This is a genomic window from Bradyrhizobium sp. SSBR45G, assembly GCF_030159255.1.
GTDB lineage: Bacteria > Pseudomonadota > Alphaproteobacteria > Rhizobiales > Xanthobacteraceae > Bradyrhizobium.
On record NZ_BSCT01000009.1, the window covers coordinates 116,566 to 143,388 of the forward strand.

Below are 26,823 nucleotides of genomic sequence, written 5' to 3' on the forward strand. Positions count from 1 at the left end.
AGGTGAGGAAACATGGCTGAAGCGGCAAAGAAGATCGCACTGGTGACGGGCGCAGGCACGGGCGTCGGCCGCGCCGCATCGCTGGCGCTGATGAACGCGGGCTTCACCGTGGTGCTGGCCGGCCGCCGCAAGGAGATGCTGGAGGAGACGGCCAAGCTCGGTCCCGCCGGCATGAGCCTTCCGATGTCCGCCGACATGATGGACCCCGCCTCGATCGCGGCGCTGTTCGACACCGTCAAGTCGACCTATGGCCGGCTCGACCTGCTGTTCAACAATGCCGGCATGGGCGCGCCGCCGGTGCCGTTCGAGGATCTCACCCTGCAGCAATGGCAGTCGGTGGTGGCGACCAACCTCACCGCGCCGTTCCTGTGCACGCAGCACGCCTTCCGCATCATGAAGGATCAGTCGCCGCGCGGCGGCCGCATCATCAACAACGGCTCGATCTCGGCGCATGCGCCGCGGCCGTTCTCCTCGCCCTACACCTCGACCAAGCACGCCATCACGGGTCTCACCAAGGCCTCGAATCTCGACGGCCGCGCCTATGACATCGCGGTCGGCCAGGTCGACATTGGCAATGCCGAAACGCCGATGACCGAGCGCATGGTCGGCGGCGTGCTGCAGCCGGACGGCCGCATGATGCCGGAGCCGCGCATGGACGTGAAGGCGGTCGGCGACGCCGTGGCCTACATGGCCTCGCTGCCGCTCGACGCCAACGTCCTGTTCATCACGGTGATGGCGACCAAGATGCCGTTCGTGGGACGCGGCTGATCGCAGCTCGCGCCACTGTTACGGGCTCTCTCCACGCGTCATTCCGGGGCAGCGCGCAGCGATGAGCCCGGAATCCATAACCACGACCCGACGTTGTGACGAACACAGGCGCCACGTCCAGCTTGTGCCAAATAGCCGCGTGTGGCTATGGATTCCGGGCTCGCGCTTCGCGCGCCCCGGAATGACGGAGAGAGCGGAGCCGCCTACTCCAGCCTTTCCACCTTCCTCAGCTCCGGAAAGATCTTCATCCACAGCAGCGCCACCGCGATGGTGCCGAGGCCGCCGAGGATGGCGGCGGGCATGGCGCCGAACAAGGCCGCGGTGACCCCGCTCTCGAACTGGCCGAGCTGGTTGGAGGCGTTGATGAACAGGAAGTTCACCGCGCCGACGCGGCCGCGCATCTCGTTGGGCGTGGCGAGCTGAACCAGCGAGAAGCGGATGACGACGCTGATCGTATCGGCGGCGCCGAGAATGGCGAGCGCCAGCACCGAGAGCCACATCACGTGCGAGACTGCGAACACGACCGTCGCGGCGCCAAACACGATGACCGCCTGGAACATCCGCAAGCCGACGCGCCGCTTGATCGTATAGCGCGCCAGCACTGCGGTCATCGCCAGCGCGCCGACCGCAGGCGCGGCGCGCAGCACGCCGAGCCCGAACGGTCCGGTGTCGAGCACATCGCGGGCATAGATCGGCAGCAGTGCGGTGACGCCGCCGAGCAGCACCGCGAACAGATCGAGCGAGATGGTGCCGAGAATCGCCGGATTGGCGCGGATGAAGCGGACGCCGGCGAACAAATCGTCCTTGCTGCCATCGAGCCGCTCGGCCGGCACATCGTCAGGCACCTGCATCAGGCCGGTCAGCACCATGCCGCCGATCCAGAACAGCATCATGATGCCGTAGGGCAGACCGGGCGCCACGGCATAGGCGAAACCGCCGATGGCGGGGCCGGCAATGGTCGCGAGCTGTGCCGCGCCACTCGACAGCGCACTGGCCCGCTGCAGGGTGCCTGATGGCGCGATCAGCGGCAGCAGCGCGGCGGTCGCCGGGCTCTCGAACGCGCCGGTGATGCCGAGCACGAAGACGGCCGCGAACAGCTGCACTTCGCCGAGCTGACCGGCGTAAGCGCCCCAGCACAGATAGAGCGCCGTGAGCGACTCGACGAGCTGGCACAGCTGCACGACGCGCTTGCGCGGGAATCGATCGGCGGCGCTGCCGGCCACGAACACCAGCAAGGCCGTCGGCAGGAACTGGATCAGCCCGACCAGGCCGAGATCGAAGGCGCGCCCGGTGAGATCGTAGATCTGCCAGCCGATTGCCACCGCCGCGATCTGGCTCGCGAAGCGTGACAGGCTGCGGGACGACAGGAAGAACAGGAACGCGGCCTGCTTCAGGAGATCCTGCGCGCCGGTCGGGACAAGGGTGGACATGATGGCGCCTTGCGTGACGCAGGCCCCACGGCTTGTCAATCGCACCCGCTGCATGGCCGCACGGCGGACGGACGCAGGCGCCCCTCCGTCGCGGTCAGGCGCACAGCTTGGTCTTCTTCAGCATGCGGCGCACCTCGCTGACCTTGGTGTCGCAGGATTCGGCGGCCATGACCTTCGCTTCGCTCTCCCGCCCCTGCACGAGCAGGATCATCGCCATCAGGGCCGACGCTCCGGACCGCACCGGCCCGCCCGCGACATCGGAGGCGGCGAGCGTCATGGCGGCGCGCGCTTCGGTCTCGGCGATCGCGAATCTCCTCTGCTCGATCAGCGAGATCGCATGGAACAAATGCCCGCGCGGATCGCGCGGGTAGCGGCTGACGAGGTCGGCGGACCGCCGCACGATCTGCTCGGCCGTGACCGGCATCTCCGACGCCCGGATATAGTGCGCGGCATCGGCCATGTAGGACGCATAGCGCGACGCCGCGAAGCCGGCGCAGACCAGCGAGCAGACGCTGGCCACAGCCAGCGTCTTGCCGGCGATGCGCGGCAGGCTGTCATAGGACCAGAACACGACCCAAGGCAGCACGGCGAGCGCAAGGCCGGCCAGCGCGCCGCCGGCATGGGCATAATAGTCGGTATTGCCGGAGGCGCCGAGCGCCAGCGGCAGCAGCGCGGGCACGCCGAAGAACAGCGACATTTTCAGGCGCGAGATCATCTGGGTAGACTCCGCCTGTGGATCGAAGCTCGCAATGAACAAGGCGGCGATCAGTCCGGTGATGGCGCCGGAGGCTCCGACGCTCACCACGCCATGCGGGTTGCCCAGCAGCGAGCCCACCGCGCCGGCCAGCGCAGAGACGAAGAAGATCAGCGTCAGCCAGCCGCGACCGACCAGCCATTCCAGCCGGATGCCGACGATGAACAGCGCGATGCAGTTGCCGATCAGGTGCCCTTCGCTGCCGTGCAGCAGCGGCGCCAGCCCGATCCGCCACCACTCGCGCCGGCCGACCACGAGGTCATAGCTGGACCCGCCATAGGCGATCAGCGAGCGGAGATCGAGCGAGCCATCCGGTCCGATGTCGAGCGCGAGGCGCCGTTCCAGCGCAAAGATCAGCAGCAGGGCGACGACCAGGACGATCGTGACACAGGGGATATCGGCGAGCAGCTTGTTGCCGTGGAACAGCGTCTCCTCGTCGGTCGGAGTCTCCGCGCAGTCCGGCACGACAACTGGCGCGACCGGCCTCGCGACCGGCTGAAACGCCGCTCTCGGAGCAGGCGCCACCGTGCCGCGTCGGCCGAATGTCTTCGTCGTCATGAGATCCCCCCGCAATCCGACGGGGATCTCAATTAGCGCGGAATGGTTTCCAGGGGTAAGTGGCACATCCTGAGGTCGCAGCGGAACTTGTCCGGCTGGTAACTGCCCGCTGTCGCGGATATCGCGCATTCTAACGAACGCCCGCGATCATCCCACATCCCACAGCTGGCAGACAGGACAAGCAGGAACGCGCCTTGCTTGGCAGATCGCGCGCGCCGATCGGGACGGTGGTCGACAGGATGGCGCCGCGTGACGCAGGCCCCCACAGTTGCTCAATCGTCGCCCCCGCATGGCCGCATGGCATTGCGCGGCCCTGTTCGCTGCGCTCATAATGACACCGGGTTCGGGGGATCTGATGCTTCAGCTGCAATCGGCGTTCGGGATCGTCGCGCTGCTCGCGCTCGCGTGGGCGCTCGGTGAGAACCGGCACGCGGTGTCGCTGAAGCAGGCCGCGCTGGGGCTGCTGGTGACGCTGCTGACAGCGGCGGTGCTGCTCAAGATCCCCGCGGTGGCCCGCGCCTTCGGCGCCATCAACGATGCCGTCGGCGCGATCTCCTCCGCCTCGCGCGCCGGTACCTCGTTCGTATTCGGCTATGTCGGCGGCGGCGCCCTGCCCTTCGACCTCAAGGCCCCCGGCGCCGATTTCGTGCTCGCCTTTCAGGCGCTGCCGATCGTGCTGGTGATGAGCGTGCTGACCACGCTGCTGTTCTACTGGCGCGTGCTGCCGCCTTTGGTGCGCGGCATGGCCTGGCTGCTGGAGCGCACGCTCGGCGTCGGCGGGGCGGTCGGCCTGTCCACGGCCGCCAACGTCTTCCTCGGCATGGTCGAGGCGCCGCTGTTCATCCGCCCCTATCTGGCGCAGATGACGCGCAGCGAGCTGTTTCTGGTGATGACCGGCGGCATGGCCGGCATCGCCGGCACCGTGCTGGTGCTGTATGCGACGCTGCTGGCGCCGCTGATTCCTGACGCCGCCGCGCATTTCGTCATCGCCTCGGTGCTCGGCGCGCCGGCGGCGATCCTGATCAGCCTGATCATGGTGCCGGAGACCTCGAAGCAGCTCACCGGCGGTGCGCTCGGCGATCCGGAGATGCAGGCCTCCTCGACGATGGACGCGATCGTCAAGGGCACCAGCGCCGGGCTGGAGCTCTTGATGAACATCGTCGCGCTGCTGCTGGTGCTGGTCGCGCTGGTCTATCTTGCCAACGCGATCCTGTCGCTGCTGCCCGCCATCGGCGGCGCCGCCATCTCGCTGCAGCGGCTGCTCGGCCTCGTGATGGCGCCGGTGTGCTGGCTGATGGGCCTGCCATGGTCGCAGGCCGTCACCGCGGGCAGCCTGATGGGCACCAAGACGGTGCTGAACGAGCTGATCGCCTATGTCGAGCTGGCGAAGCTCGATGCCACCGCGCTCGACCCGCGCGCGCGGTTGATCATGCTCTATGCGATGTGCGGCTTCGCCAATTTCGCCAGCCTCGGCATCATGATCGGCGGCCTCGGCACCATGGCGCCGACGCGGCGCGAGGAGATCAACGCGCTCGGCCTCAAATCAATCGTCTCGGGCACCCTCACCACCTGCCTGATGGGTGCGATCGTCGGCGTCCTGACGTGAGCTCAACCGTGTCACGCGCGGGAGGATGAGCGGCGCGACCTTGGAGATCACATGCGCCGAGCCCTCCGCCGTCAGATGCGCATGGTCGAACGACAGTGGGACGTCGCCCGCGGTGAGCGGACAACCGCCGTCGTCGCAGACCGCCGACAGCACTGAGACGTAGGACAGCCCCTCGGCGCTCGGCAGCGCCGCCTGCATCGCCGCATCCAGCGCGAAGATGTCGGAGCGGACGAAGACCGCCGGGTCCGGTGTGACGCCGCGCAAGGTGGCGCGCGCGAGCATCGAGGGCAACCGCGCCCGGAACTGCACGGCGGGGCCGAGCAGCACCACGGGAATGCCGGCGCCGCGGAGCTGCGCCAGCGTCAGCCGGAGGTCGCTGACCATGCCGGCAAAGCGCGGCGGCCGTGCATCCTCCAGCCAGTCCGCCGCCATCACCACGAGATCAGGCCGCGCTGTCGCGAGATAGTCGCGCATCTGGGCGGCGAGCGCCCGACAGGCCGCGATGCCTTGCATCTCCGCGCTGAAGGTCGGCATGCAGGTCGGCTGGCTCGCCTGCATGATGTTGACGGCGTCCGGATCAAGATGAGTCTTGAGACCGTGATAGTAATGCGCAGCGAAGCTGTCGCCCCATAGCAGGACGTTGATCTTTCCGGCCACCGGCCGGAGGCAATCCTCTGGCACGCGTCCGTCCGGCGTGGTGAAGCAGCTGCCGTAACGATAGACCGGCTTCATGTCGTAGTTGTTGTAGGCATCCAGCCGCTGCGCCGCGCGGTCGGCGTCCGACGTGGCGCCGGCGCGCAGCAGGCCGACCCCGCTGCCCGCGAGCAGAACAAGGCTCGCCATTGCAGCGAGGCCGAAGGCGGCGCGCGGCGTGGCCACGATCTGGCGATGGCGGAACGGCTGCTCGACGAACCGCCACGACAGCGTAGCGACCGCGACCGTCAGCACGAACAAGCCCGCTCGCTCCCAGCCGTCCAGTGCAAGCCCGGGCTTGGCGAAGCGCGCAAAGGCGAACAGCGGCCAGTGCCAGAGATAGAGCGAATAGGAGATGCGGCCGACAAACGCCGCCACGCTGAGCGGCGACAGCGGGCTGCGCGCCCGGTTGGGCACACCGACCCCGCTCCACAGGAACAGCGCGGCGCCGAGGCACGGAGTGAGCGCATTGACGCCGGGGAAGCCTGAGCCGGGGCGCAGCGACAGAATCGGGATTGCCATCAGCACCACCGACAGCGCGCGCGCCGAACGCTGCACGAGACCGGGGCGCGGCGCCGGCAGGCCCGATATGGCGACGAGGCTGCCGAGCAGAAATTCCCAGGCCCGCGGCGGACTGAGGAAGAACGCCGTCACGGACGCACTGCCGCGGATCAGCGCCACGCTGAGCGCGAACGAGCCCGCCGCGAGCAGCGCCAGCGTGACCGGAAGCGCCAGCCGGCGCCCGCGCGCGATCCGCAACACGCCCCAGACCACGACGGGAAGCACGAGATAGAACTGCTCCTCGACCGAGAGCGACCAAGTATGCAGCAGCGGCTTCTCCACCGCAGCATGATCGAAATAGCCGGACTGCAGCCAGAAGAAGACGTTGGAGGTAAAGGTGACGACGGCCGCCGCCGAACGGAAGAACTCGGCCCGCTCGGAGCTCAGCATGTCCCGCGATGCCGGGATCGCCGCGAACGCCACCATGACATAGAGCGCCGGCAGCAACCGGCGCAGCCGCCGTTCGTAGAATTGCGCGAACGAGAACTGCCCGGTTGCGATCTCAGCCGTGATGATGCCGGTGATCAGATAGCCGGAGATGACGAAGAAGATGTCGACACCGACGAAGCCGCCGAAAATTCCCGGCGCCTCGAAATGGAAGCCTGTGACGGCGAGCACCGCGATGGCGCGCAGCCAGTCGATGTCCTCGCGATGGCCCGGGCCCGCGCCGGTGTCGACGCGCGATGCCGGGTCGACGAGCTTAGCGGGGCGAAACTGGGCAGCAAGGGGCGGCAACGGAATGGATACGCCTTGGGCAAGCCCGCAGGCGAATGCGGCAGGCACACGCATCCGCCGTGAGCCCATGCCGCCCGATCGCAGAACGGGACGTCAACACACGCGCGATGCGACCGCCGTCCATCGCAGGCAAAGTGTTTCCATCCATTTCTGTCGGCTTTACGTCGTAAGTTCGACCGTTTTGAAGTCTGCCGGCAGGATGACCTCGAGCAGCTCGACGTCGTCGGAATAGTCGAGGATCATGTGCCGGATCTTCGGCGGCTGGGTCCAGCAGCTGCCCTCTTTCATCAGTGTCTCGCCAACACCTTCCAGGTAGCTCTTCACCCAGCCCTTCAGCACGTAAACCATCTGGAAGTCGACGGCGTGGGTGTGCAGCTTCGACACCTCCTGCGGATTGCACGGCGGCAGCATGCGGATGACATGCGCGCGTGCCAGACCATGGGTGGCGGCGGCAATGCCGAGGTCGCGGTAATGCGCATAGGCGCGCAGCCCGTCGGCCTTGAAATCCTCCTCGCGGTGGTGGCTGATCGCGACCGACTGCTTGCGCCGGCGTGGCGCCGACGACGGGCTCGCGTTGCGTGCGAGCGCCTTCCGTGCGGTAGGCGCAACCGACCTGCCCGGCTTCGCGGGCGGCTTGGCCGCGGTCTTCGCTGAAGGCTTACTGCGCGTCGCCGTCTTCCGCGGCGCAGCCTTGGTGGCGGCGCGTGATGCGGGCTTGGTGGTGCGGCTCTTGGTGGCCATGGTGCTCTCCCCTGCGTGTCCTCATCGCGAGGGTAGCACACCTTGGAGAGTCTCAGCAGGCGCTCCAACAATGGTCGTCATTCCAGAGCGTGCGCAGCGCGAGCCCGGAATCCATTTCTCCGCACGTCCTGCCGCCCGATGATTCCGGGCTCGCGCTACGCGCGCCCCGGAATGACAACGGTGGTTGTGGCATCCGCCGTGGCCTCAATGCAGCACGAACATGCCGTCGACGGCGCGCAACTCGGCGGGCTTGATCAGCTTGGAATGTGCCACCGTGACCGAGAACAGCGGTCCCTCGATCTTCTCCTGCCAGAATGCCAGGAAGTCCTGCAGCGCCGGGAATTTCGGAAACAGGTCGTAGTTCTGCCAGACATAGGTTTGCAGCAGCGAGCGGTGATCCGGCATCCGATACAGGATCTGCGCCGTCGTCAGCCCATAACCCAACACCTGTTTCCGAAAGTCCTCGGAAACCTCAACCTTCGACACCATGCCAACCTCCGTTTCTGGAGCGCATGTCCGGCGTGGCAACCGGGATCGAGCCACCCGGCGAAGATGCGCTCACCAAGACAAAATGTGACGCATGACCTTGCTCCATCTCAAGCTTAAAAGTTTAACGGGCTGTTGAAATATGCTGCATTAGCAGCGACTTAGGCCGGGTGCTAATACGGGGTTTCGCGGTTCGTTCCGGAGCCGTTAACGCTATTGGAACGCTTTGGCACACCGCGCAGTTGACTGCTAATTTTTCTGCTACACACCCTTGCCCGGCCCGGCACTCTCGCCTATTTCCAGGGAAGGCGCTGGCACTCGCCGGTGCCGACTGCCAAAATTCCAGAAACTGAAATCGCCTCAATATCTTAGGAGGACTGTATGGCTTTCCGTCCGCTTCACGACCGCGTCGTGGTCAAGCGCATCGACGCCGAAGAGAAGACCGCTGGCGGCATCATCATCCCCGACTCGGCCAAGGAAAAGCCCTCGCAGGGCGAAGTCGTCGGCGTGGGCCCCGGCGCCCGCGACGAGAGCGGCAAGCTGGTTCCGCTCGACGTCCAGGTCGGTGATCGCGTGCTGTTCGGCAAGTGGTCCGGCACTGAGGTCAAGATCGACGGCCAGGAGCTGCTCATCATGAAGGAGAGCGACATCATGGGCGTGATCACCGAGACCGCGTCGAAGAAGAAGGCGGCCGCCTAAAGCCGCAATCCGCTCACGCTCACCCCTGAAGGAGCGCCCGCGGGCGCCCTGCATCCAGGGTGAGACGACCATACAACTCAGGGAAACCCAACATGTCAGCAAAAGACGTAAAATTCGGCGTCGACGCCCGCGACCGCATGCTGCGCGGCGTGGACATTCTCGCCAATGCCGTGAAGGTCACGCTCGGTCCGAAGGGCCGCAACGTCGTCCTCGACAAGTCGTTCGGCGCGCCGCGCATCACCAAGGACGGCGTCACCGTCGCCAAGGAGATCGAGCTCGAGGACAAGTTCGAGAACATGGGCGCGCAGATGGTGCGCGAGGTCGCCTCGAAGTCCGCTGATGCGGCTGGCGACGGCACCACCACCGCGACCGTGCTGGCCCAGGCCATCGTGCGCGAAGGCGCCAAGGCGGTTGCCGCCGGCATGAACCCGATGGATCTGAAGCGCGGCATCGACCTCGCGGTCGAGGCGGTCGTTGCCGATCTCGTCAAGAACTCCAAGAAGGTCACGTCGAACGACGAGATCGCCCAGGTCGGCACCATCTCCGCCAACGGCGACGCCGAGATCGGCAAGTTCCTCGCCGACGCGATGAAGAAGGTCGGCAACGAGGGTGTCATCACCGTCGAGGAAGCCAAGTCGCTGGAGACCGAGCTCGACGTCGTCGAGGGCATGCAGTTCGACCGCGGCTACATCTCGCCCTACTTCGTCACCAACGCCGACAAGATGCGCGTCGAGATGGATGACGCCTACATCCTGATCAACGAGAAGAAGCTGTCGTCGCTCAACGAGCTGCTGCCGCTGCTCGAGGCCGTGGTGCAGACCGGCAAGCCGCTGGTCATCGTCGCCGAGGACGTTGAGGGCGAGGCTCTGGCCACCCTGGTCGTCAACCGCCTGCGTGGCGGCCTGAAGGTCGCGGCCGTCAAGGCTCCGGGCTTCGGCGATCGCCGCAAGGCCATGCTGCAGGACATCGCGATCCTGACCGGCGGTCAGGCGATCTCGGAAGACCTCGGCATCAAGCTCGAGAACGTCACGCTCGCCATGCTCGGTCGCGCCAAGAAGGTGATGATCGACAAGGAGAACACCACGATCGTCAACGGCGCCGGCAAGAAGGCCGACATCGAGGCGCGCGTTCAGCAGATCAAGGCGCAGATCGAGGAGACCACCTCGGACTACGACCGTGAGAAGCTGCAGGAGCGTCTGGCCAAGCTCGCGGGCGGCGTCGCGGTGATCCGCGTCGGCGGCGCGACCGAGGTCGAGGTCAAGGAGCGCAAGGATCGCGTGGATGACGCGATGCATGCGACCCGCGCGGCTGTCGAGGAAGGCATCCTGCCGGGCGGCGGCGTCGCCCTGCTCCGTGCTTCCGAGCAGCTCAAGGGCCTGCGCACCAAGAACGACGACCAGAAGACCGGCATCGAGATCGTCCGCAAGGCGCTCTCCGCTCCGGCCCGCCAGATCGCGATCAACGCAGGCGAGGACGGCTCGGTCATCGTCGGCAAGATCCTCGAGAAGGACCAGTACGCCTATGGCTTCGACAGCCAGACCGGCGAGTACGTGAACTTGGTCTCCAAGGGCATCATCGACCCGACCAAGGTGGTTCGCGCCGCGATCCAGAACGCCGCCTCCGTGGCCGCGCTGCTGATCACGACCGAAGCCATGGTCGCCGAGCTGCCGAAGAAGAACGCCGGCGGCCCCGCGATGCCTCCGGGCGGCGGCATGGGCGGCATGGACTTCTAAGGTCCTTTCCTCTCGCAAATACGAAGGGCGCAGCGCAAGCTGCGCCCTTTTTCTTTGCCCGCAGGCCTCTTGACTGTTACGCGTCGCGTATCAGATGATGGTGCATGATCCGCAGCTTCGCCGACAGGGCCACGGAGCGGCTGTTCCGCGACCACATATGTCCCGCAAAGTGGCGGAGCTTCGAAGCCATCGCATTGCGGAAGCTCGACATGATCGATGCCGCGGTCCGCCTCGACGATCTGCGGTCGCCACCAGGAAATCGGCTGGAGACCCTCAAAGGCGACAGGCGCGGCCAATATTCGATTCGGATCAACCAGCAATGGAGGATCTGCTTCGAATGGACGCCGGACGGTCCGGAACGGGTCGAGATCGTGGATTATCACTGATGGAGACGATGATGCCCCGCCTGCGCACTCATCCTGGCGAAGTGCTTCGTGAGGAATTCCTCATTCCTCTCGGACTGTCTGCGCGCGCGCTCGCGAAGATATTGGACGTCCCTCCCAACCGCCTCACCGAGATCATGCGCGGCACCCGCGATGTCACTGCCGACACCGCAATCCGGCTCGGTCGCTATTTCGGTACCGACCCGCGCTTCTGGATGAACCTGCAGACGGCGTACGACCTGTCGAAGGCGGAGCAGACACAGAACTACAAGAAGATCGTGCCGCGGGAGGTGGCCTGACTGCCGCGCACGCCTCGGTCTCGTAGCCCGGATGAGCGACAGCGTGCGCCAGCAAGGGTGCAGGCGATCGCGACATCCGGGGTCTCCCGCGCCCGGCTCAGTCGCGGGCCTGATAGTCCGCAAAGCAATCGCGCAGCCAGTCGATGACCACCCGAGCGGCGGGATCGCGCTTCAGATGGGTCTGCACCAGCAGCCAGACGTCGCGGCGGCGCGGCAGCTGCGTCACCCGCAGCGTGCGGTCGCCCAGGAGATCGTGGCAGGCATGTTCGGGAAGCACGGCCGCGGCCTGGCCGCTGCGCAGCACCTCCGACATCACCCGCACATTGTCGGTGATGCAGCGCGCCGCGTCGATGAGCTTGCGCTGCTTGAGGATCTGCTGCTCGGGAATGGCATCGAGCGCGTCGGGATAGGCGCAGACGAAGCTCGGCGCCGCGCTCGCCGGCTCGATCAGATAGAGCCTGAGGCTGCCGAGCCGTGCGATGGTGAAATCGCCCTTGTCGGGCTTGCGCAGTCGGATGGCGAAGTCGGCCTGCCAGCGCGAGAAGCTCACATTGTGGCTGGCGGTGAGCACGTGCAGACGCAGACCGGAATGCGCTGTCAGCAGCGAGGCCGTGCGCGGCGCCAGGATGCTCTCGGCAACGGCCGCAGTCGCGGCGATACGAAACCGGCCGCTCACGCCGGTCTGGGCGGCACCGACCTGCGCGATGCCGGCCGCGTGATGCGCCATCGCCTCGACATGCGCGAGCACCGTCTCGCACGCCGCCGTCGGCCGCCGCACCCCGTCGATCGCCTCGAACAGCCGGACGCCGAGCGCTATCTCGATGCGCGCCAGCCGCCGGCCGACCGTGGTCTCGTCGATGCGCAGCCGCGCGCCGGCGCCGGCATAGCTGCCGGCGTCGCGCACCGCGGCGACGATGCGCAGGTCGTCCCAGTTCAGATCACCAGGGCTCATCCTCCGCCCGTAGCATGGCACAGCGCACGCCTGCAATCCTGCAGCCGCCGGCTGCAAAATCCCTGCATTCATGCAGGCACGATCCCGGCTACGGTAAGCGGGTCAACTCACAACGCAGGATTTCGCCATGACCGTTCCTCCGACGCTGCTGCAAATGGCTGGTGCCGATCTCAGCCTGCCCGCCCTCGCCGAGTCCAGCCTCGTCCTGATCGACATCCAGAACGAATATCGCGACGGCCCGCTGGCGCTGCCGGGCGCCGACGCCGCGATCGCACAGGCCGCCCGCCTGCTCGCGCGCGCCCGTGCTGCCGGCAGCGTCATCATTCACGTCGCCCATCGCGGCAAGGCGGGCAGCCTGTTCGACCGCGAAGCGCCGCGCGGCGCGATCGCCGACGCGGTGGCGCCGCTCGCAAGCGAAGCCGTCGTCGAAAAGACACTGCCGAATTCCTTCGCCGGCACCGACCTGCAGGCGCGGCTCGTTGCGGCGGGCCGCAACAACGTCGTGCTCGCAGGATTGATGACCCACATGTGCGTCTCGTCGACCGCGCGCGCGGCGCTCGATCTCGGCTGGCGCGTCACCATCGACGCCGCGAGCTGCGCGACGCGCGACCTGCCCGACGGCAAGGGCGGCACCTTGCCGGCGGCGCTGGTCCACGAGGTCGCGCTCGCCGAGCTGTCCGATCGCTTCGCGATCATCGCCCGCGACGGCGCGGCACTGGTCTAGCTAGCGCACGACAGTCCCAATCCGCTCGGTGCGGAGTTTGCCGGGCTGCCCGCCCTTCGCCTCCGCGATGGACATGAAAATCATCGCGGCGCGTCCGATCACGTCCTCGACCGGAATGAAGCCCATGGTCGTCACGCGGCTGTCGGTGGAATTGTCACGGTTGTCGCCGAGCATGAACAGATGGCCCGCCGGGACGACGTAGACACCGGTGTTGTCGAAGAAGCCGTTGTCGAAGCAATCCAGCGTCTCGTAGCTCACCCCGTTCGGCAAGGTCTCGCGCCAGCGCTTGACCCGTTCGGTCGGCCCGCCGCCACAGACGTCGCGGCCGACCATATCCTCCAGCCGTTCACGCGGCATCGGCGTGTCGTTGATGAACAGCACACCCTGCTTCATCTGGATGCGATCGCCACCGAGTCCGACGACGCGCTTGATGTAGTCGGTCTTGCCGTCCTTGAGGCGAAATACGACCACGTCACCGCGCTCGGGATCGCGCCCCCAGATCCGCCCCGACGCCGGCGGTGAGAACGGCCAGGTGTAGCGGCCCCAGCCATAGGTGTATTTCGAGACGAAGATGTAGTCGCCGACCAGCAGGGTCGGCTGCATCGAACCGGCGGGGATGTTGAACGGCTGGTACAGAAAGGTGCGGATCAGCAGCGGCGAGCCCAGCAGCAGGCAGAGCAACACGAACCCTGCGGCGAAGATGGCCGTGATCGCCCACCATGGCTCACCCTGCGGTTTGACTGCCCCCGCCTCAATACTTGTCATGACCTTTCCCATCGCAATGTCCGGCACGGATGATCGACGATCGCGCCGTGCAGTGGCAACCGCAGAGCGCATCGGTTGTATTCATGAGAAACACACCTTAATTCCCATTGAAAGCAGACGCCGGGTTCGCTCTCCGCCCGCAATCACGATCATCGCCCACCTTCCATATAGCAACTCCAGGGCCACGACAGCCACATGATCTGCGCAGTGTTGCAGCCGGGACCACGAGCAGCGCCTTCGGTTGTGACGGGTGCCTGTTGCCTCTTGCATCTTCAATTTCCGTCATATCAATATCGCCGCGAGCCTGCGTCCAAGGCAAGCGATGCTCTCGATCGCGCGCCAGGACTGTCGCCTCTTTCGGCCTGAGCACGCGCCGCGGGGGTCCAACCGCATCGGGTCCGGGAAACGAAAGACGCTGCCATGGAAGACTCATCCCACCAACCGGGCGGGCCCTTGCTGGCACTTGCGCTGGACAGCTGGCGTTTCCAGCGGCTGTTTCAGCTTGCTCTCGCCAAGCTCGAGGCGGAGGACACGGCGAGGTTCGTCAGCCAGCATCGCTACTATCTGCGCCGCCTGGACGCGTGCCTCGCCGAGGCCGGGCTGCGCTTCGTATCGCTCGAAGGCCAGCCCTATCTCACGGGGACGGCGGCCCATGCGCTCAACCTGGCGGAATTCGGCCCAGACGACGAGCTGGTCGTCGACCAGATGATCGAGCCGATCGTCATGGACGCGTCCGGCCTGGTGCGCTCCGGCACGGTGCTGCTGCGGAAGGCCGAACCATGACTCACTACGTCGGTATCGATCTCGGCACCACCAACAGCGCGATCTGCAGCTATGACGGCGCGCACATCGTGCTTCACAAGAGCCCCGAGCAGACCGACGTGACGCCGTCGGTGATCTTCGTCGATCGCCGCGGCAACCGCTTCGTCGGACAGCGCGCCTATGACTATGCGGCGCGCGCGCCGGACAACGTCGCCAAGGAGTTCAAGCGCATGATGGGCAGCGCGACGCCCATCACGCTGAGCGCGGTCGACATGGTGATGACGCCCGAAGCCTGCTCGGCCGAGATCCTCAAGGTCCTGTTCGGCTATCTGCCGGAGGAGATCCGCAACGATCCCGACACCGGCACCGTAATCACTGTCCCGGCGGCGTTCAACCAGATGCAGAAGGACGCCACGATGGAGGCTGCTCAGGCGGCCGGCATCGGCAAGGTAGCCTTGATGCAGGAGCCCGTCGCCGCCGTCATGAGCGTGATGCACCGGCAGCGCTCGGACGGCATCTTCCTGGTGTTCGACATCGGCGGCGGCACCCTCGACATCGCCATTGCCCAGAGCGTCAGCGGCCGCGTCAGCCTGCTGAGCCAGGGCGGAATCGCGATGTGCGGCGGCCGCGACTTCGACCGCTTGCTGGTCGAGCGCGTGGTCTGGCCTTGGCTGACGGATCATTTCGACATGCCCGCCGACTTCGCCGCGCAACCGGCCTTCCTGCGGCTGCGGCGGATGGCCGAGTTTGCGGCCGAGCGCGCCAAGATCGAATTGTCGCGCAGCGATCAGGCGATCATTGCGGCCTCCGAGCTCGACCTCGGCGTGCGCGATCGCGCCGACCGCGAGATCTATCTGGATTGTCCCGTCACCCGTGCTGCCCTGGACGGGCTGATGGACGACAAGATCCTTGAAGCCGTCAACGCGGCCCGCGAGGCGATCACGATGGCGGGCCTCACGGGAAGTCTCATCGAGCGCATCGTCTTCATCGGCGGCCCCAGCCAGTACAAGCCGCTGCGCGACCGCGTCGCGGCCGAGCTCGGCATCGCCGCCTCCACCGAGGTGCGCCCGATGACCGCCGTGGCCGAAGGCGCCGCGGTGTTCGCCGAATCGATCGACTGGAGCCTGCACAACCGCGCCCGCAAGAGCAGCCGCGGCACCGTGACGTCAGGCGGGCCGATGAACATCAGCTTCAATCACGTGGCGCGGACGCCGGATGACCGGGCCAAGATCGCGCTGCGTCTCGGCGCCGCGCCGCTGCCTGGCTGCGCCTTCCAGATCGACAGCCTCGATACCGGCTGGTCGTCGGGACGTTCGGAGCTGCGCGACGGCACCATCACTGAGGTGCCGCTGCCCAAGGCCGGCGAGAACCTGTTCAAGGTGTTCGTTTTCGATCCGGACGGCGGGCCGATGCCGCTCGCGGAGGACAGGATCGCGATCGCGCGGACGGCAGCAACCGTCGACGCGATTCCGGCTTCACATTCCATCGGCATCGAGGTCCGCGACCGGGTCGGCGGCGCGCTGGTGCTGGACTATCTCGTGCGCAAGGGCGACGCCCTGCCCGTCACAGGCCACAAGCGCTTCAAGGCGATGGAGCCGCTGCGCGCAGGCTCCTCGGCCGCGCTCAACTTCGTGATCCGCGAGGGCGATATCGAGAGCCCGGTCTCGGACAATCGTTGCGTCGGTGTGTTCAAGATCACCGGCCAGGATTTTTCCGACGGCATGATCGCCGCCGGAGCGGACCTGTTCTGCGAATATGAAATTCTCGACTCCGGCAACATCGTGCTCGATGTGTCGGTGCCCAGCATCGGCGCCTCGGTCCGGCAGGACAAGAACTTCTATTCCCGCCGGGAAGGCACCATCGACTACACCGCCGCCGCCCGGCGCGCGCGCGACGACGCGTCGCTGACGAGCCGCCGGCTGCTCGATCTCGAACGGCATCTTCCGTCCAACCCGATGCTGGCGGTCGCCCGTCAGCGGCTCGATCGCGCCATGGCGCTGGCGCCGGACGAGGCCAACCCGGAAACGACCAAGCAGGCGATGGATGATGTCGACAAGGCCAAGGAGCTGATTGCCGCGACCCGCAAGGCCAAGCGTCAGATTGTTCGAAAGGCCGAGCTCGCCGGCCTGCTGAATGAGTTCGACCGGGAGATCCGACGCTGGGCGAAGCCCTCGGAGGAGACCGCCTTCGACATGATGGCCAAGAGCGCCGAACGCGCGATCGACGATCCGCGGCCCGAGTTCGAAGCCTTTGTCCGCCAGCTCAACCAGAAGATCTCGCATATCCTGTACCGGCAGGACTGGTTCATCATCCAGCGGTTCAACTATGACGAGGGTCACCCCCACCTTTTCTCAGATCTCGACCGGCATGCCGAACTGACAAGGCAAGGCCGCCAATGGCTGGCGGGTGGCGACATCGAGCGGCTGCGCGGCCTCCTCGTTGAGCTCGAACGTGACCGGATCTGGCTGACCGACGCGGAAGACCTGCTTTCCGTCTCGAACATCGCGCGGGGCTGAGATGTCCGGCAGCTGGCTTCCGATCGGCTTCGAAATCACGCCCAACGCCCATCTCTCCGGCCTGCTCTGGAGCGGCGACGACTGGCAGGGCTTTCACACCCGGGAGGGCGGACGAGCGCTCGTTGCGCGCCTGGACCTCGCCAACCGATGGGTGGATGCCGGACTCGTCGCGCGCTCGTCGCTGGCATGGCTGCGGTTCGGCGAGCAGGAGTTTGCCGCGATTGCCAGCAGCGCGAGCCAGGTGCTGGCCCCGGTGGACAGATGCCAGGCCCCGCGCCAGCAGCGCCAGGCACTGGCCTTCGCCGCGGCGTTGAAAGCGACGCGGGCCTGCGACCGCAAGGCGGCGCTGCATGATGCCATCTATGTCGAGCGGCTGTCGCGGCTGCTGCCGACATCATGGGCCGACGACGCGGTGCCCGATGCCGTGGTGCTGGGCTCGTGGCTCACCGGCGGGCTGCTGGTGTCGGCCGTTCCGGTCACCGGGTTGCAGGCCTGCCCGCTGCCAGCCGCCCAGCTCGAGGACGTCGTCAAGGCGGCCGGGTTGGACGACCCGCTGGCAACCAGCGCAGCGGGGGCGCGCGCTGTCCCCGAAGGACGCTTCAGCCTGCCGGGCCGTCCGGCGATCGAGGCGCTGTTCAACGACCACGTCGTCGAGATCGTGCAGAACCGCGCGCGCTACCAAGCGCTCGGCATCGGCCATCCCGCCGCGATCGTGCTGGAGGGACCGCCCGGCTGCGGCAAGACCTTTGCGGTCGAGCAGCTGGTCAAGTTTCTCGGCTGGCCGAGCTTCACCATCGACGCGACCTCGATTGCGAGCCCCTACATCCACGAGACCAGCCGCAAGGTGGCGCGGCTGTTCCGCGACGCGATGGCCGCCGCTCCCTCGGTCATCATCGTCGACGAGATGGAGGCTTTTCTGGCGACGCGCGAGGCCGGAGCATCGAGCCAGCATCGCGTCGAGGAGGTCGCCGAATTCCTGCGGCGGATTCCCGAGGCGAGCGCGGCGGGCGTGCTGGTGATCGCAATGACCAACCGGCTCGACATGATCGATCCCGCCTTCCTGCGGCGCGGCCGCTTCGATCACATCCTCCGGGTCGACTACGCGGCGGCTGACGAAATCCAGGCGATGCTCGCCGCCATGTTCGCTGGCCTGCCGACGGCGGCAGATGTCGATCTCGGCTGGCTCGCGCAGCGCCTCGCCGGGCGGCCATTGTCGGATGCGGCCTTCGTGATGCGCGAGAGCGCCAGGCTGGCGGCCAAGGCGAAGCTCGCCGCAATCGATCGGGCGTGCCTGACGGAGGCGCTGGCCGCGGCCGCCGCACGCGATCCCGCTTTGACGAAATCCCGCATCGGATTCATCTGAGACGACGCGCCATGAGCACATCTCCGAGCAACGAGCCGATGGGATTTGCCGGCCTTGCCACGCAGGTCTCGACGCTGCCGCAGCAGGTCGTCGCGCCCGCGGCCTCGTCAGGGATCGACGGCCGCACGGTGACGGCCCTGATCATCGGCGGCTTGCTGCTCGTCATGAGGATCGTCACGGCGCTTCCCCACAATCCGGCCTACGTTCCGACCAAAGTGACCTACGTGCCAAACACAATCGTGCCTGATATCGGTGGGCCGGGGCAGCCGTCGCAGAAGCCCGTGTTTGCGCCGGCACCGCCGACGTTCGAATCCGCGGTCACTGAGGTCAAGCCGCTGGCCGGCAAGGGACGCTGGCTGAACCGGTCGGAGATCCTGTACTGCCTGGCCGAGAGCGCCCGCCTCAACGTCATGGAGCCGCTCGTCGACGAGTCGTCTCCGGCACAGCTCAACGGCTACAATGATCTGGTGGCGGACTACAATCTGCGCTGCCTCGACTACAACTATCAGCCCTCGGAGCTGGCGATCGCGCAACGGCGCGTCGATGTGCTCCGCCCTGCCCTGAAGATGCAGGCGATGGACCGGCTGGCGGCCTGGCGCTGACCGCTCGCGGCCCGATCTAGCCCGCCGCGGGCTGCGTCTGAGCTGGCGCGAGATCCTCCTCGAGGCGCGCCGACAGCTCGATGAGCAGCCCGAACTCGCGGCGCAGGATGGCATAGATGCGCTGCATCGCCTCCGCCATGCGCCGCTCGTTGACCAGCCACAAGGCGAGCCCGCGCATCCGCAACGCGACGGCGCGGCTCGCCGCATGATCAATGCCGTTGGCACGCTGCAACAGCTGCATCGGCCCCATCACCCGCGTCCAGTTGGCGGCGACCTGGCCCAACATGTCGATCGTCTGCAGCATCCGGCTATCCTGCCGCGCCGCCTCGGCCTGCACGCGCGCGATCAGCCGGTCGATATTGGCGGCCTCGCCGGCGACGAAGGCCTGTGCCTCGACCTCATAGGCATCGCCGAGGTCGCGGACCAGCCGCGGCGCGGGCTGCCGCAGGCCGAGCGTGCTCTGGACGATGAGCTCGTAGAACGCCTTGATAAGCGCGGCGGTCGGCAGCTGATCCATCAGGTCGCGGACGACGCGCATGTGATGGCGACGCTGCGTCTCCAGCTCGCTGGCAACGCTGTCGACATCCTGCACCACGGGCATCCCGGCAATCACGCGATCCGCGTTGAGATCGTCGAGCAGCCTCGCCAGATCGATCGGTTCGCTGGCGGAGGCAAGACGCAGGATTGCGTCGACGACGCCCGCGGCGTCCATCGGACCAGGTCTTCGCTCGATGTCGGCCGCGATCAGATTGGCCCGAGCGAGCGCCGGCAGCCGCGCGCTCGCGCCGGGCTCGCCGAGGCGATCGATCCAGCCCAGGCCCAATGACGCCTGCTCCGGCGTCAGACCCGGCAGCCAGCCAAGCTCGGCGGCCAGGCGGGCACGTGGATTGGTCAGTTGCGCATAGGCCTTGCGGCTCACCTCGGCATCGCCGATCAGCGCCTTGTCATCGGCCAGTCCGAACAGACGGGCGACGGGATCGTGCGGCGTAGCGCCGAGAACGTGGAAGGCGTTGGAATCCAGAGCCGTGGTCATGCGTAGCCCAAGCGAGCGGCGTCGAAGAGCGAGCCGTATTGCCATGACAAGGTGCGGCAGCCGCGCGACGTCTGTCAACCAGGCGCACGTGTCAGGCGACTTGCCTCACCGCTTCTTCCGCCACGGCGCACTCTCCTCCCAGTCGCCGGCCATGATCGAGCCGTACGGGATCACCTCGTCAATGACCTCGCCGAGCCCGAAGCGTGCGATCTGCGCCCGCACTGACGCGGCGTTCTTGTAGGCCTGAGGCAGCTCCGACAGGTCGGGCTTGCCGCAATAGAATCGCGCGTCGATGCCGGCGGGCAGCTCGGGACGATGCGCGCGCAAAAACGCCTTGCGGCCGAGATTGCGGCCGGCGCCATGCGGCGCGAAGCCGAGCGCGTCCTTGTTGTCCCTGTGCTTCAGGATCAGCACCGGCTCGGCCATGTTGAGCGGCACGATGGTGCGGCCGTCATCATCGGCCGAGAAGCCGGACCAGTTCGGCGTCGCGCCCTTGCCGTGGTAGTACAGCCCGTCGGCTTTGCGGAAGACGAAATTGTGCTCGTTCCAGAACCGGTCGACCACCTTGTTGCCGAGCCTGGCCGCCGCGAGATCGTGGATGGCGTGATGGTTGGCCCTGGTCCAGAGACGCGCCACCTGCAGCGCGTCCCAATAGGCGCGGCCGTCCTCGCTCGACGCCCTGATCCAGGCGCTGTGCTCCGGGACCTTCGGCGCATGGATCGCCGCATGCCGCTTCGCCACGCTCATGCCGCGCTTGTAGAGCTGCGCCCCAAGACCGCGCGAGCCGTGATGCGTCACCAGCGCCGGCTGTCCGGTCGACTTCAGGTGCCCCACATAGGCGAAGTGATTGCCGTCGCCCTGCGTGGCGAAGTGGCCGACGGCGAAGCGCTGCAGCCCTTTCAGAAAGGGGTTGGTCTCGAACCCCTGCATCACCTCATCCGGCGGCTGATGCAGCCGGTCGCGTCCGCCCGGACCGAAATGGGTCACGGCGTGGACGGCATCGAGAATGCGCTTGGGGTCGTCCTTGCGCGCGAACACGGTCACCGCGACCGAGCAGCAGATGTCCGAGGAGTGGAAGCCCGGATGGATCGCATCCTCGCAGGCCACCACGCCGCCGACCGGGATGGTGCCGAGCGCCGTCCCCGACGGGCAGGCGTCGGGCATGACCGCGCCGGCGACGATCGTCGGCACGCGCATCAGGGCATCCATGTGCTGCGCGACCGCCGCGACATTGGCGCGCTCCATGTCGTTATCAGCCTCGATCAGCATCGCGAACGGCACGCCATTGGTGCGCATCAGCGCCTCGGCCGGCTGCAGGGCCTGCAGCGCCGCGAAGATCGCATCGTCATCGGCGCCGCCCGCACGCATCGCATTGGCCGTCGCCAGCCCGTCCTTGAACCAGCGGCCGGGCTTGAAGCCCCAGGCGATCAGGATGTTTCCGTCGATCATGGCGGGTCTCGTGTTCAGTCAGATTCGTTTGTTGCTGCGGGCGGCGATTGCGTTCATTCGCGCAGACCGAGCCGCATCGGACGGACGCACGCTCTCTCCTCCCGTCATTCCGGGGCGCGCGCAGCGCGAGCCCGGAATCCATAGCCCCAGGCAGATGCGAGGCGCGAGATGCCCGTGGCGCTTGTCTTCGCCCCATCACCGCTCGTGGTTATGGATTCCGGGCTCAGCCGCTTACGCGGCTGCCCCGGAATGACGTGCGGAGAAAGCTTGCGCTCATGCGAGCGACATCACGCGCCGATACATCACGTCGGTCCGCAGCACGTATTTGCGCCCCTTCGTCACGCGATCGCCGCGATGCATGATCGGATGATGGAACAGCAGCGCCATGCCCCTCTCCGGGGTGATCCGAAACGAGTCACCTACGACTGCTGCTCCATACTCATCCCTGAACGACGTTGCTCCGCCTTCGAAGTCGTCATTGAGATAGACCATGAACGTGAAGTGACTTCGCTCATCCGACTGCCGCTCGAAATACCCATCGAGATGCCAGTCGAACTTCTGCCCGACATCGTAGCGATAAAGCCGAAGTCGCTCGTTCAGCGCACACGGGGTCCATTTCTTCTGGAAGCGCGGCGCCAGATGAACGGAGAGCCTGTCATAGAGCGCCAGAGCACGCGCGGGATCGTCGACCATGACGCGATCGTTGTTGCGAACGTCCTTCATCATCACCATGCCCTCCCTAGTCGAGATCGGCGCTTCGGCGAATCCGATCGCCTCGCCGAGCTGGACATAGTCGTCGCATTCGTTCGCCGAGAGAAAGCCCGCAATCGTGCCGACGTTCTTCGCTCTCCACCTGATCTCGCTCATGTCTTGCTCCATCACGCTTTCAGACTTTCGCGTCGTCGCGTAGCCCGGATGAGCCTCCGCTTGCGCCCGTCAGGGCGCAGGCGGAGGCGACATCCGGGGTCTCACGCGCTGCATCGGTGAACCCGCATGTCGCTTGCGCTCATGCGGGCGACTTGCTCAATCCTTGAACGGATCGAACTCGCCCTCGCCGGCCATCGCCACGGCGAACGGCCGCAAGCTGTGCACCACCTTCACCGAGCCGGCGTGCTCGGCCAGCACCTCCGGCAGGCGGCGATAGGCCATCGGGCTCTCGTCGAGATCGGCGCCGACCAGGGTGACGCCACGGCTCTGCAGCCAGGCGTCCATCTCCTCGCGCGTGAAGCGGCGCTTGGCCTCGCGTCGGCCGAACAGCCGCCCGGCGCCATGCACCGTGGAGTACAGCGAGGCCTTCGCCTCCTCCGACTCCACGCCCTCGATGATGACGGCGTCGTCGCCCATCGAGCCGCCGACGAAGCCGCGCTGGCCCGGAAAGGCCGGCGTAGCGCCCTTGCGCACCACCCACAGGTCACGTCCGTCGTGGGTCTCACGCCAGGCGTAGTTGTGGTGGTTGTGCACGCTGTCGGTGACCGCGCCGCCGATGATCTGGCGCACGCGCTCCACCACCCACTCGCGTCCCGCATAGGCGTAGCGCCCGGCGAGCTGCATCGCGGCGATGTAGCGCTGCCCGATCTCCGAGTCCTCGTCGACGACGGCGGGCGGCACGTTCATGCCGTCCTTGCCGCCGGCCGCCTTGAGGTAGCGCGTCGCCGAGGTGTGGCCGAGACCACGGCTGCCGAAATGCACGCCGATCCAGACGAAGCCGGCCTCGTCGCGCATCAAATCGACATAGTGGTTGCCCGAGCCGACCGTGCCGAGCTGCCCGACCGCCTTCTGCCGGTACGCGTCCATGTCGGACATGCGCCAAGCATCGGCATCGTCGAACAGCTCATGCTCGACGCGCTCGGCGTTCTTCCGGCCGACGCCGAACGAGATCACCTTGGCGACATCCTTGATGATCGTGCCGACCTTGTCCTCTATCGCAGCGAACTGCGTATCGAGCCGCACCGCCATGTTGCCGCAGCCGATGTCGAAGCCGACGCCGGAGATGCTGATCTGCTTCTCATAGGCGATCACGCCGCCGACCGGTTGCGCATAGCCGAGATGGCCGTCCGCACAGATCACGCCGGCCACGGCGTTGCCGACGGCCATGCAGTTGCGCATCTGGGCGATGGTCGCATCCTCATGCGTCCCGAACACCTTCAGCGGGCTGTTCTGATACTGCGCCGCCTGCGGCCGGCCCGCGACGGTGTCGCCAAGCGCTGCCGCCTCGCGCGCGAGCTGCTCCTTGCGGGCGGCGTCGCGGAAGGTGCACCACAGAGGCATCGACCGCTGTCCGGGCCGCTCCACCCGCGCATCCGGATCGAGCCCGGCCTCGACCGCCAGCTGCCTCGCGCGTTCCTGATAGGGATCGGCCCGCATGTGATCCTCCTCTTCTCGTGTTCGAATGCCGGTACACACCAGCGCCAACACGGCGCTCGCGTGGAAGACCCGCATGACGTGACGCCGCGCGAGTCGGTTGCTGCAAACAGAGAGATGGATCTGATGGAGTGTCCCCAAGGGGACCTGAGCCTGGCGGATCGTCTCTCTGGCCTTCAAGGCAGAGGATCGATCCGCTGCCTCGCTACGCTGGTAGTTGATTGTGACGCAGCAGCGCGCTGACCGCGGCGACCGCCGGCACGCACAGGACGCAATCACGATGCCGCAGTTGCGGCAGCGCGATGTCCTTGATCTGGCGTGCGTTCGATATCGGCATGGGTCTCTCGGTGGCGGAATTCCGCCGAATGAGTTGGGGCGTGCAATTACAGGGAGTTTTCAGATTTGTAAAGTGAGAGCCGCGGAGATGACGTGAAATCGTGGCGATATGGCACCGACGGAGCACATCACGAATTGCCGTGGCTATGGATTCCGGGCTCGCGCTACGCGCGCCCCGGAATGACGGGAGGAGAGATCACGGGTTATCTCTACACGTCATTCCGGGGCAGCCCGAAGGGCTGAGCCCGGAATCCATAACCACGACAAGCGGTGTAAGGCGCGCCCCTAGCCACAAATCCCCGGGTACAGATCATCCCAGCTCGGGTTCTGCTCCTCGATCAGCCTGATCTTCCAGTCGCGCCGCCACTTCTTCAGCTCCTTCTCGCGGGCAATGGCCGTGATCGGATCATCATAGATCTCGAACCAGACCAGCCGGCCGATGCCGTAGCGCGACGTGAAGCCCGGCACCGCCTTGGTCCGGTGGACGTGGACGCGCTGCACGAGATCATTCGTCACGCCCAGATACAGCGTGCCGTGTTTCTTGCTCGCAAGCAGATAGACGTAGTACGCCATCGGAGAGCCGTGGTTATGGATTCCGGGCTCGCCCTTCGGGCGCCCCGGAATGACGTGTGGAGAGAGCACGTGATCTCTCCCCTGGTCATTCCGGGGCTCGCGAAGCGAGAGCCCGGAATCCATACTCACGAAACCCAATTAGGTTTTCAACTCCATCCTACAAACATCCCAAAAACGAAAGGCCGCCCATAGGCGGCCCTTCCTGTTCATACGCGACTATTCACACAGCCACGTCGCGCAGCCCCATTACGCCGCATCCGGCGCCTTCAGCCGCACCAGCCTTGTCAGCAGCGCATCGAGGCCTGCGCCTTCACCAGCATGCAGGTCGATGCGGCCGACCTTCTCGACCAGGCGCTCCAGCGACTCCAGCTCCTTGAGCCGCAGCAGCAGCGGGTTGTCCTCCATCAGCCTGGCGGTGTTCAGGAGCGAGCGCGTCGCCGCCGTCTCCTCCTGCCGGCGGATCAGATTGGCCTTGGCCAGCCGCTCCGCCTCCACCACCTTGTTGACGAGATCGCGGATCTCGCCGGGCAGGATCACGTCCTTCACGCCGAGCTCCGTCACCTCCACACCCGAGCCGCCCAGCCGCGCGCGCACGTAGTCGCGCAGCGCGGCATCGAGCGAGGCCTTGGCCGCCAGCACCTCGTCGAGTGTGCGCGACGCGACCGCCTCTCGGATCGCAAACTGCACCAGGCGATACAGCCACGCATCCACGTCCGGTGTGGTCGCCACCGCCGCCTCCGCGTCGACGATGCGGCGGAACGCCGTCAAGGTCACGCGCAGCGCGATGCGATCCTTGGTCAGCATCTCCTGCGCGGTGATCTCGAGCGCGGTGGGCCTGAGGTCCAGCCGCTTGACCTCGATCTTGCGGCCGACCACCCAGAACGCATGCCGGCCCGGCGCGAGCCGCTCCGTCAGCTTGCCGTCGACGTGAAGCAGACCGGCCTCGTGGTTCTCGACCACGGCCTCGGTCACAACGCTCGGCCGGTTGCGCTCGATCATCGCCAGGTGCCGTGCACTGACGCGCACGTCCGTGGTGATGTCGATACGCTCCACCGCGACCGAGGTCGCCACCTTCCAGTAGACTCGGCTCTGCCACGGCGTCAGCAAATGCGTCGGCCGGCCGTCGAGGCTCACGATCGCGATCTCGTTCGCACCGGTCTCGACCGCTTCGAACAGCTCGGCGGCGAGATCGGGCCGCGCGGCCTTCAGCACCGCGTAGCGCTCGATCGGATATTCGGCCTTGACCACGTCGAACACCTGCACCGTCAGCCGGTGCAACGGATCGAGCAGCGCATGACGGCCGGGACCGAGCACGCGCACCAGCTGGCCATCACGCCAGACCAGCGCCCGCTCGCCATCCGCCACCGTCTGCGTCTTCATCACGACATGCCAGCTCATGATACTCTCCTGTCACACAAGGTCCGGCCGCGTGCCGGGCCCTGCTCTGTTGGCTGCCGATCGATCGCCGGCAGCAGTTGGAAATTCAAAGGACGTGAGGACCGGACGGCGCCTCCTGCATGAACCGAGCGGACCGCGGCTTGAGCGTCGCATGCTGCCGGGCGCAGACGCACCTCACGCCCGCCCAAGCGAACGTGATGATGCGCAAGCCTCCCCGGCCGCACGCGGCACGGTATCCACCGCGGCACAGAGCCGGCTCTGCAGTGTCTTGATCAGGTCGAGATGCCCTTGAATTATCTCAGGCAAAACGGCCGAACCGCGACTGAAGCGCGCGTCCGGTCCTCGTCAGAAGAGGCGCCTAGCTTTCAAGCTATTCCGGAGCGCTGGAGCGGGAGTCGAACCCGCGACCCGATGATTGCTGTTCATCTGCTCTACCTACTGAGCTATCCTTGTGTGTGTCGATCGGATTCGAACCGATGCCCTCGGGCCCTCACCCGATGCTCACCATGAGCTTCGACGCGCATCTTCGCTTCAGCGGAATAC

The 26,823-nt window shown here is 66.6% G+C and carries 25 protein-coding genes and 1 tRNA gene; 11 read left to right on the forward strand and 15 right to left on the reverse strand.

The window, feature by feature from the left end; genetic code table 11:
* The first annotated feature begins 12 nt into the window (after positions 1-12).
* The gene (locus QQL87_RS14115) at positions 13-768 is read left to right on the forward strand and encodes an SDR family oxidoreductase (RefSeq protein WP_284419126.1); all 756 of its coding nucleotides are present in this window, start codon (positions 13-15) and stop codon (positions 766-768) included.
* A gap of 203 nt (positions 769-971) precedes the next feature.
* Here the strand turns inward: QQL87_RS14115 and QQL87_RS14120 are convergent, their stop codons facing one another.
* Entirely contained in the window at positions 972-2,198 is a 1,227-nt protein-coding gene (locus QQL87_RS14120) for an MFS transporter (RefSeq protein ID WP_284419124.1), read from the reverse strand.
* A 94-nt stretch (positions 2,199-2,292) separates the two neighbouring features.
* A complete protein-coding gene (locus QQL87_RS14125; protein WP_284419123.1) occupies positions 2,293-3,510 on the reverse strand; it encodes a rhomboid family intramembrane serine protease in 1,218 nt (405 codons plus the stop codon).
* 355 nt (positions 3,511-3,865) lie between these two features.
* Between QQL87_RS14125 and QQL87_RS14130 the strand changes: the two genes are divergently transcribed.
* On the forward strand, positions 3,866-5,116 hold the full coding sequence (locus QQL87_RS14130) for a NupC/NupG family nucleoside CNT transporter (protein WP_284419122.1): 1,251 nt from the start codon (positions 3,866-3,868) through the stop codon (positions 5,114-5,116).
* Here QQL87_RS14130 and QQL87_RS14135 read toward each other — a convergent pair.
* From QQL87_RS14135 to QQL87_RS14145, 3 genes are all read right to left on the reverse strand, one after another.
* A complete protein-coding gene (locus tag QQL87_RS14135) occupies positions 5,054-7,159 on the reverse strand; it encodes an acyltransferase family protein (protein ID WP_284419121.1) in 2,106 nt (701 codons plus the stop codon). The genes QQL87_RS14130 and QQL87_RS14135 overlap by 63 nt on opposite strands.
* Positions 7,160-7,264: 105 nt before the next feature.
* Positions 7,265-7,846: a cupin domain-containing protein gene (locus tag QQL87_RS14140; protein WP_284419120.1), complete on the reverse strand. Its 582-nt coding sequence runs from the start codon at positions 7,844-7,846 to the stop codon at positions 7,265-7,267.
* A gap of 204 nt (positions 7,847-8,050) precedes the next feature.
* The gene (locus QQL87_RS14145) at positions 8,051-8,335 is read right to left on the reverse strand and encodes an usg protein (protein ID WP_284419118.1); all 285 of its coding nucleotides are present in this window, start codon (positions 8,333-8,335) and stop codon (positions 8,051-8,053) included.
* A 378-nt stretch (positions 8,336-8,713) separates the two neighbouring features.
* Between QQL87_RS14145 and groES the strand changes: the two genes are divergently transcribed.
* The 4 genes from groES to QQL87_RS14165 all read left to right on the forward strand — a co-directional run bounded on the left by groES (position 8,714) and on the right by QQL87_RS14165 (position 11,446).
* Entirely contained in the window at positions 8,714-9,031 is a 318-nt protein-coding gene (groES, locus tag QQL87_RS14150) for a co-chaperone GroES (protein WP_231326062.1), read from the forward strand.
* Between the two features lie 92 nt (positions 9,032-9,123).
* Positions 9,124-10,764 (forward strand): chaperonin GroEL, encoded by a 1,641-nt coding sequence (groL, locus tag QQL87_RS14155; RefSeq protein WP_231326070.1) that lies wholly within the window; start codon positions 9,124-9,126, stop codon positions 10,762-10,764.
* Between the two features lie 104 nt (positions 10,765-10,868).
* A complete protein-coding gene (locus QQL87_RS14160) occupies positions 10,869-11,150 on the forward strand; it encodes a type II toxin-antitoxin system RelE/ParE family toxin (protein WP_284419117.1) in 282 nt (93 codons plus the stop codon).
* 11 nt (positions 11,151-11,161) lie between these two features.
* On the forward strand, positions 11,162-11,446 hold the full coding sequence (locus tag QQL87_RS14165) for a HigA family addiction module antitoxin (protein WP_284419256.1): 285 nt from the start codon (positions 11,162-11,164) through the stop codon (positions 11,444-11,446).
* Between the two features lie 97 nt (positions 11,447-11,543).
* Here QQL87_RS14165 and QQL87_RS14170 read toward each other — a convergent pair whose 3' ends face one another.
* Positions 11,544-12,383 (reverse strand): LysR family transcriptional regulator, encoded by an 840-nt coding sequence (locus QQL87_RS14170; protein WP_284419255.1) that lies wholly within the window; start codon positions 12,381-12,383, stop codon positions 11,544-11,546.
* Between the two features lie 142 nt (positions 12,384-12,525).
* Between QQL87_RS14170 and QQL87_RS14175 the strand changes: the two genes are divergently transcribed.
* Positions 12,526-13,122, forward strand: coding sequence for a cysteine hydrolase family protein (locus tag QQL87_RS14175; RefSeq protein ID WP_284419116.1), 597 nt, complete (start codon positions 12,526-12,528; stop codon positions 13,120-13,122).
* On the opposite strand, the gene lepB is transcribed toward QQL87_RS14175, so the two are convergent.
* On the reverse strand, positions 13,123-13,887 hold the full coding sequence (gene lepB, locus QQL87_RS14180) for a signal peptidase I (protein ID WP_284419115.1): 765 nt from the start codon (positions 13,885-13,887) through the stop codon (positions 13,123-13,125).
* A gap of 420 nt (positions 13,888-14,307) precedes the next feature.
* On the opposite strand from lepB, the gene QQL87_RS14185 reads away from it, so the two are divergent.
* The 4 genes from QQL87_RS14185 to QQL87_RS14200 are packed head-to-tail and all read left to right on the forward strand — an operon-like array spanning position 14,308 to position 19,130.
* Positions 14,308-14,670, forward strand: a complete 363-nt coding sequence (locus tag QQL87_RS14185; RefSeq protein ID WP_284419114.1) for a hypothetical protein — start codon at positions 14,308-14,310, stop codon at positions 14,668-14,670.
* On the forward strand, positions 14,667-17,165 hold the full coding sequence (locus tag QQL87_RS14190; protein WP_284419113.1) for an Hsp70 family protein: 2,499 nt from the start codon (positions 14,667-14,669) through the stop codon (positions 17,163-17,165). Before QQL87_RS14185 ends, QQL87_RS14190 begins: the two co-directional genes overlap by 4 nt.
* Position 17,166: 1 nt before the next feature.
* Positions 17,167-18,528: an ATP-binding protein gene (locus QQL87_RS14195; protein WP_284419112.1), complete on the forward strand. Its 1,362-nt coding sequence runs from the start codon at positions 17,167-17,169 to the stop codon at positions 18,526-18,528.
* A gap of 11 nt (positions 18,529-18,539) precedes the next feature.
* Positions 18,540-19,130, forward strand: a complete 591-nt coding sequence (locus tag QQL87_RS14200; protein WP_284419111.1) for a hypothetical protein — start codon at positions 18,540-18,542, stop codon at positions 19,128-19,130.
* 16 nt (positions 19,131-19,146) lie between these two features.
* On the opposite strand, the gene QQL87_RS14205 is transcribed toward QQL87_RS14200, so the two are convergent.
* From QQL87_RS14205 to QQL87_RS14240, 8 genes are all read right to left on the reverse strand, one after another.
* The gene (locus QQL87_RS14205; protein WP_284419110.1) at positions 19,147-20,163 is read right to left on the reverse strand and encodes a hypothetical protein; all 1,017 of its coding nucleotides are present in this window, start codon (positions 20,161-20,163) and stop codon (positions 19,147-19,149) included.
* Positions 20,164-20,268: 105 nt separating this feature from the next.
* Positions 20,269-21,612, reverse strand: coding sequence for an RtcB family protein (locus tag QQL87_RS14210; protein WP_284419108.1), 1,344 nt, complete (start codon positions 21,610-21,612; stop codon positions 20,269-20,271).
* A 273-nt stretch (positions 21,613-21,885) separates the two neighbouring features.
* Positions 21,886-22,479, reverse strand: coding sequence for a 2OG-Fe(II) oxygenase (locus QQL87_RS14215; protein WP_284419107.1), 594 nt, complete (start codon positions 22,477-22,479; stop codon positions 21,886-21,888).
* 156 nt (positions 22,480-22,635) lie between these two features.
* On the reverse strand, positions 22,636-23,976 hold the full coding sequence (locus QQL87_RS14220; RefSeq protein ID WP_284419106.1) for an RtcB family protein: 1,341 nt from the start codon (positions 23,974-23,976) through the stop codon (positions 22,636-22,638).
* A 202-nt stretch (positions 23,977-24,178) separates the two neighbouring features.
* Positions 24,179-24,310, reverse strand: coding sequence for a hypothetical protein (locus QQL87_RS14225; protein WP_284419104.1), 132 nt, complete (start codon positions 24,308-24,310; stop codon positions 24,179-24,181).
* Positions 24,311-24,594: 284 nt separating this feature from the next.
* Complete coding sequence (locus tag QQL87_RS14230) at positions 24,595-24,882, reverse strand: GIY-YIG nuclease family protein (protein WP_284419254.1); 288 nt, start codon at positions 24,880-24,882, stop codon at positions 24,595-24,597.
* 246 nt (positions 24,883-25,128) lie between these two features.
* Positions 25,129-26,280, reverse strand: coding sequence for a slipin family protein (locus QQL87_RS14235; RefSeq protein ID WP_284419103.1), 1,152 nt, complete (start codon positions 26,278-26,280; stop codon positions 25,129-25,131).
* Positions 26,281-26,664: 384 nt separating this feature from the next.
* Positions 26,665-26,729: transfer RNA gene (locus tag QQL87_RS14240), tRNA-Ala, on the reverse strand.
* Positions 26,730-26,823: the final 94 nt, after the last annotated feature.

Excerpts from the sequence above, each read along its gene's own strand:
- QQL87_RS14160 (WP_284419117.1), top strand. The coding sequence starts at position 10,869 with ATGATCCGCAGCTTCGCCGACAGGGCCACGGAGCGGCTGTTCCGCGAC.
- QQL87_RS14200 (WP_284419111.1), top strand. The coding sequence starts at position 18,540 with ATGAGCACATCTCCGAGCAACGAGCCGATGGGATTTGCCGGCCTTGCC.
- QQL87_RS14215 (WP_284419107.1), bottom strand. The coding sequence starts at position 22,479 with ATGAGCGAGATCAGGTGGAGAGCGAAGAACGTCGGCACGATTGCGGGC.
- lepB (WP_284419115.1), bottom strand. The coding sequence starts at position 13,887 with ATGACAAGTATTGAGGCGGGGGCAGTCAAACCGCAGGGTGAGCCATGG.
- QQL87_RS14140 (WP_284419120.1), bottom strand. The coding sequence starts at position 7,846 with ATGGCCACCAAGAGCCGCACCACCAAGCCCGCATCACGCGCCGCCACC.
- QQL87_RS14130 (WP_284419122.1), top strand. The coding sequence starts at position 3,866 with ATGCTTCAGCTGCAATCGGCGTTCGGGATCGTCGCGCTGCTCGCGCTC.
- QQL87_RS14135 (WP_284419121.1), bottom strand. The coding sequence starts at position 7,159 with ATGCGTGTGCCTGCCGCATTCGCCTGCGGGCTTGCCCAAGGCGTATCC.
- QQL87_RS14195 (WP_284419112.1), top strand. The coding sequence starts at position 17,167 with ATGTCCGGCAGCTGGCTTCCGATCGGCTTCGAAATCACGCCCAACGCC.
- QQL87_RS14220 (WP_284419106.1), bottom strand. The coding sequence starts at position 23,976 with ATGCGGGCCGATCCCTATCAGGAACGCGCGAGGCAGCTGGCGGTCGAG.
- QQL87_RS14205 (WP_284419110.1), bottom strand. The coding sequence starts at position 20,163 with ATGACCACGGCTCTGGATTCCAACGCCTTCCACGTTCTCGGCGCTACG.
- QQL87_RS14145 (WP_284419118.1), bottom strand. The coding sequence starts at position 8,335 with ATGGTGTCGAAGGTTGAGGTTTCCGAGGACTTTCGGAAACAGGTGTTG.
- QQL87_RS14120 (WP_284419124.1), bottom strand. The coding sequence starts at position 2,198 with ATGTCCACCCTTGTCCCGACCGGCGCGCAGGATCTCCTGAAGCAGGCC.
- QQL87_RS14175 (WP_284419116.1), top strand. The coding sequence starts at position 12,526 with ATGACCGTTCCTCCGACGCTGCTGCAAATGGCTGGTGCCGATCTCAGC.
- QQL87_RS14165 (WP_284419256.1), top strand. The coding sequence starts at position 11,162 with ATGCCCCGCCTGCGCACTCATCCTGGCGAAGTGCTTCGTGAGGAATTC.
- QQL87_RS14115 (WP_284419126.1), top strand. The coding sequence starts at position 13 with ATGGCTGAAGCGGCAAAGAAGATCGCACTGGTGACGGGCGCAGGCACG.
- QQL87_RS14210 (WP_284419108.1), bottom strand. The coding sequence starts at position 21,612 with ATGATCGACGGAAACATCCTGATCGCCTGGGGCTTCAAGCCCGGCCGC.
- groES (WP_231326062.1), top strand. The coding sequence starts at position 8,714 with ATGGCTTTCCGTCCGCTTCACGACCGCGTCGTGGTCAAGCGCATCGAC.
- QQL87_RS14235 (WP_284419103.1), bottom strand. The coding sequence starts at position 26,280 with ATGAGCTGGCATGTCGTGATGAAGACGCAGACGGTGGCGGATGGCGAG.
- QQL87_RS14230 (WP_284419254.1), bottom strand. The coding sequence starts at position 24,882 with ATGGCGTACTACGTCTATCTGCTTGCGAGCAAGAAACACGGCACGCTG.
- QQL87_RS14190 (WP_284419113.1), top strand. The coding sequence starts at position 14,667 with ATGACTCACTACGTCGGTATCGATCTCGGCACCACCAACAGCGCGATC.
- QQL87_RS14125 (WP_284419123.1), bottom strand. The coding sequence starts at position 3,510 with ATGACGACGAAGACATTCGGCCGACGCGGCACGGTGGCGCCTGCTCCG.
- groL (WP_231326070.1), top strand. The coding sequence starts at position 9,124 with ATGTCAGCAAAAGACGTAAAATTCGGCGTCGACGCCCGCGACCGCATG.
- QQL87_RS14185 (WP_284419114.1), top strand. The coding sequence starts at position 14,308 with ATGGAAGACTCATCCCACCAACCGGGCGGGCCCTTGCTGGCACTTGCG.
- QQL87_RS14225 (WP_284419104.1), bottom strand. The coding sequence starts at position 24,310 with ATGCCGATATCGAACGCACGCCAGATCAAGGACATCGCGCTGCCGCAA.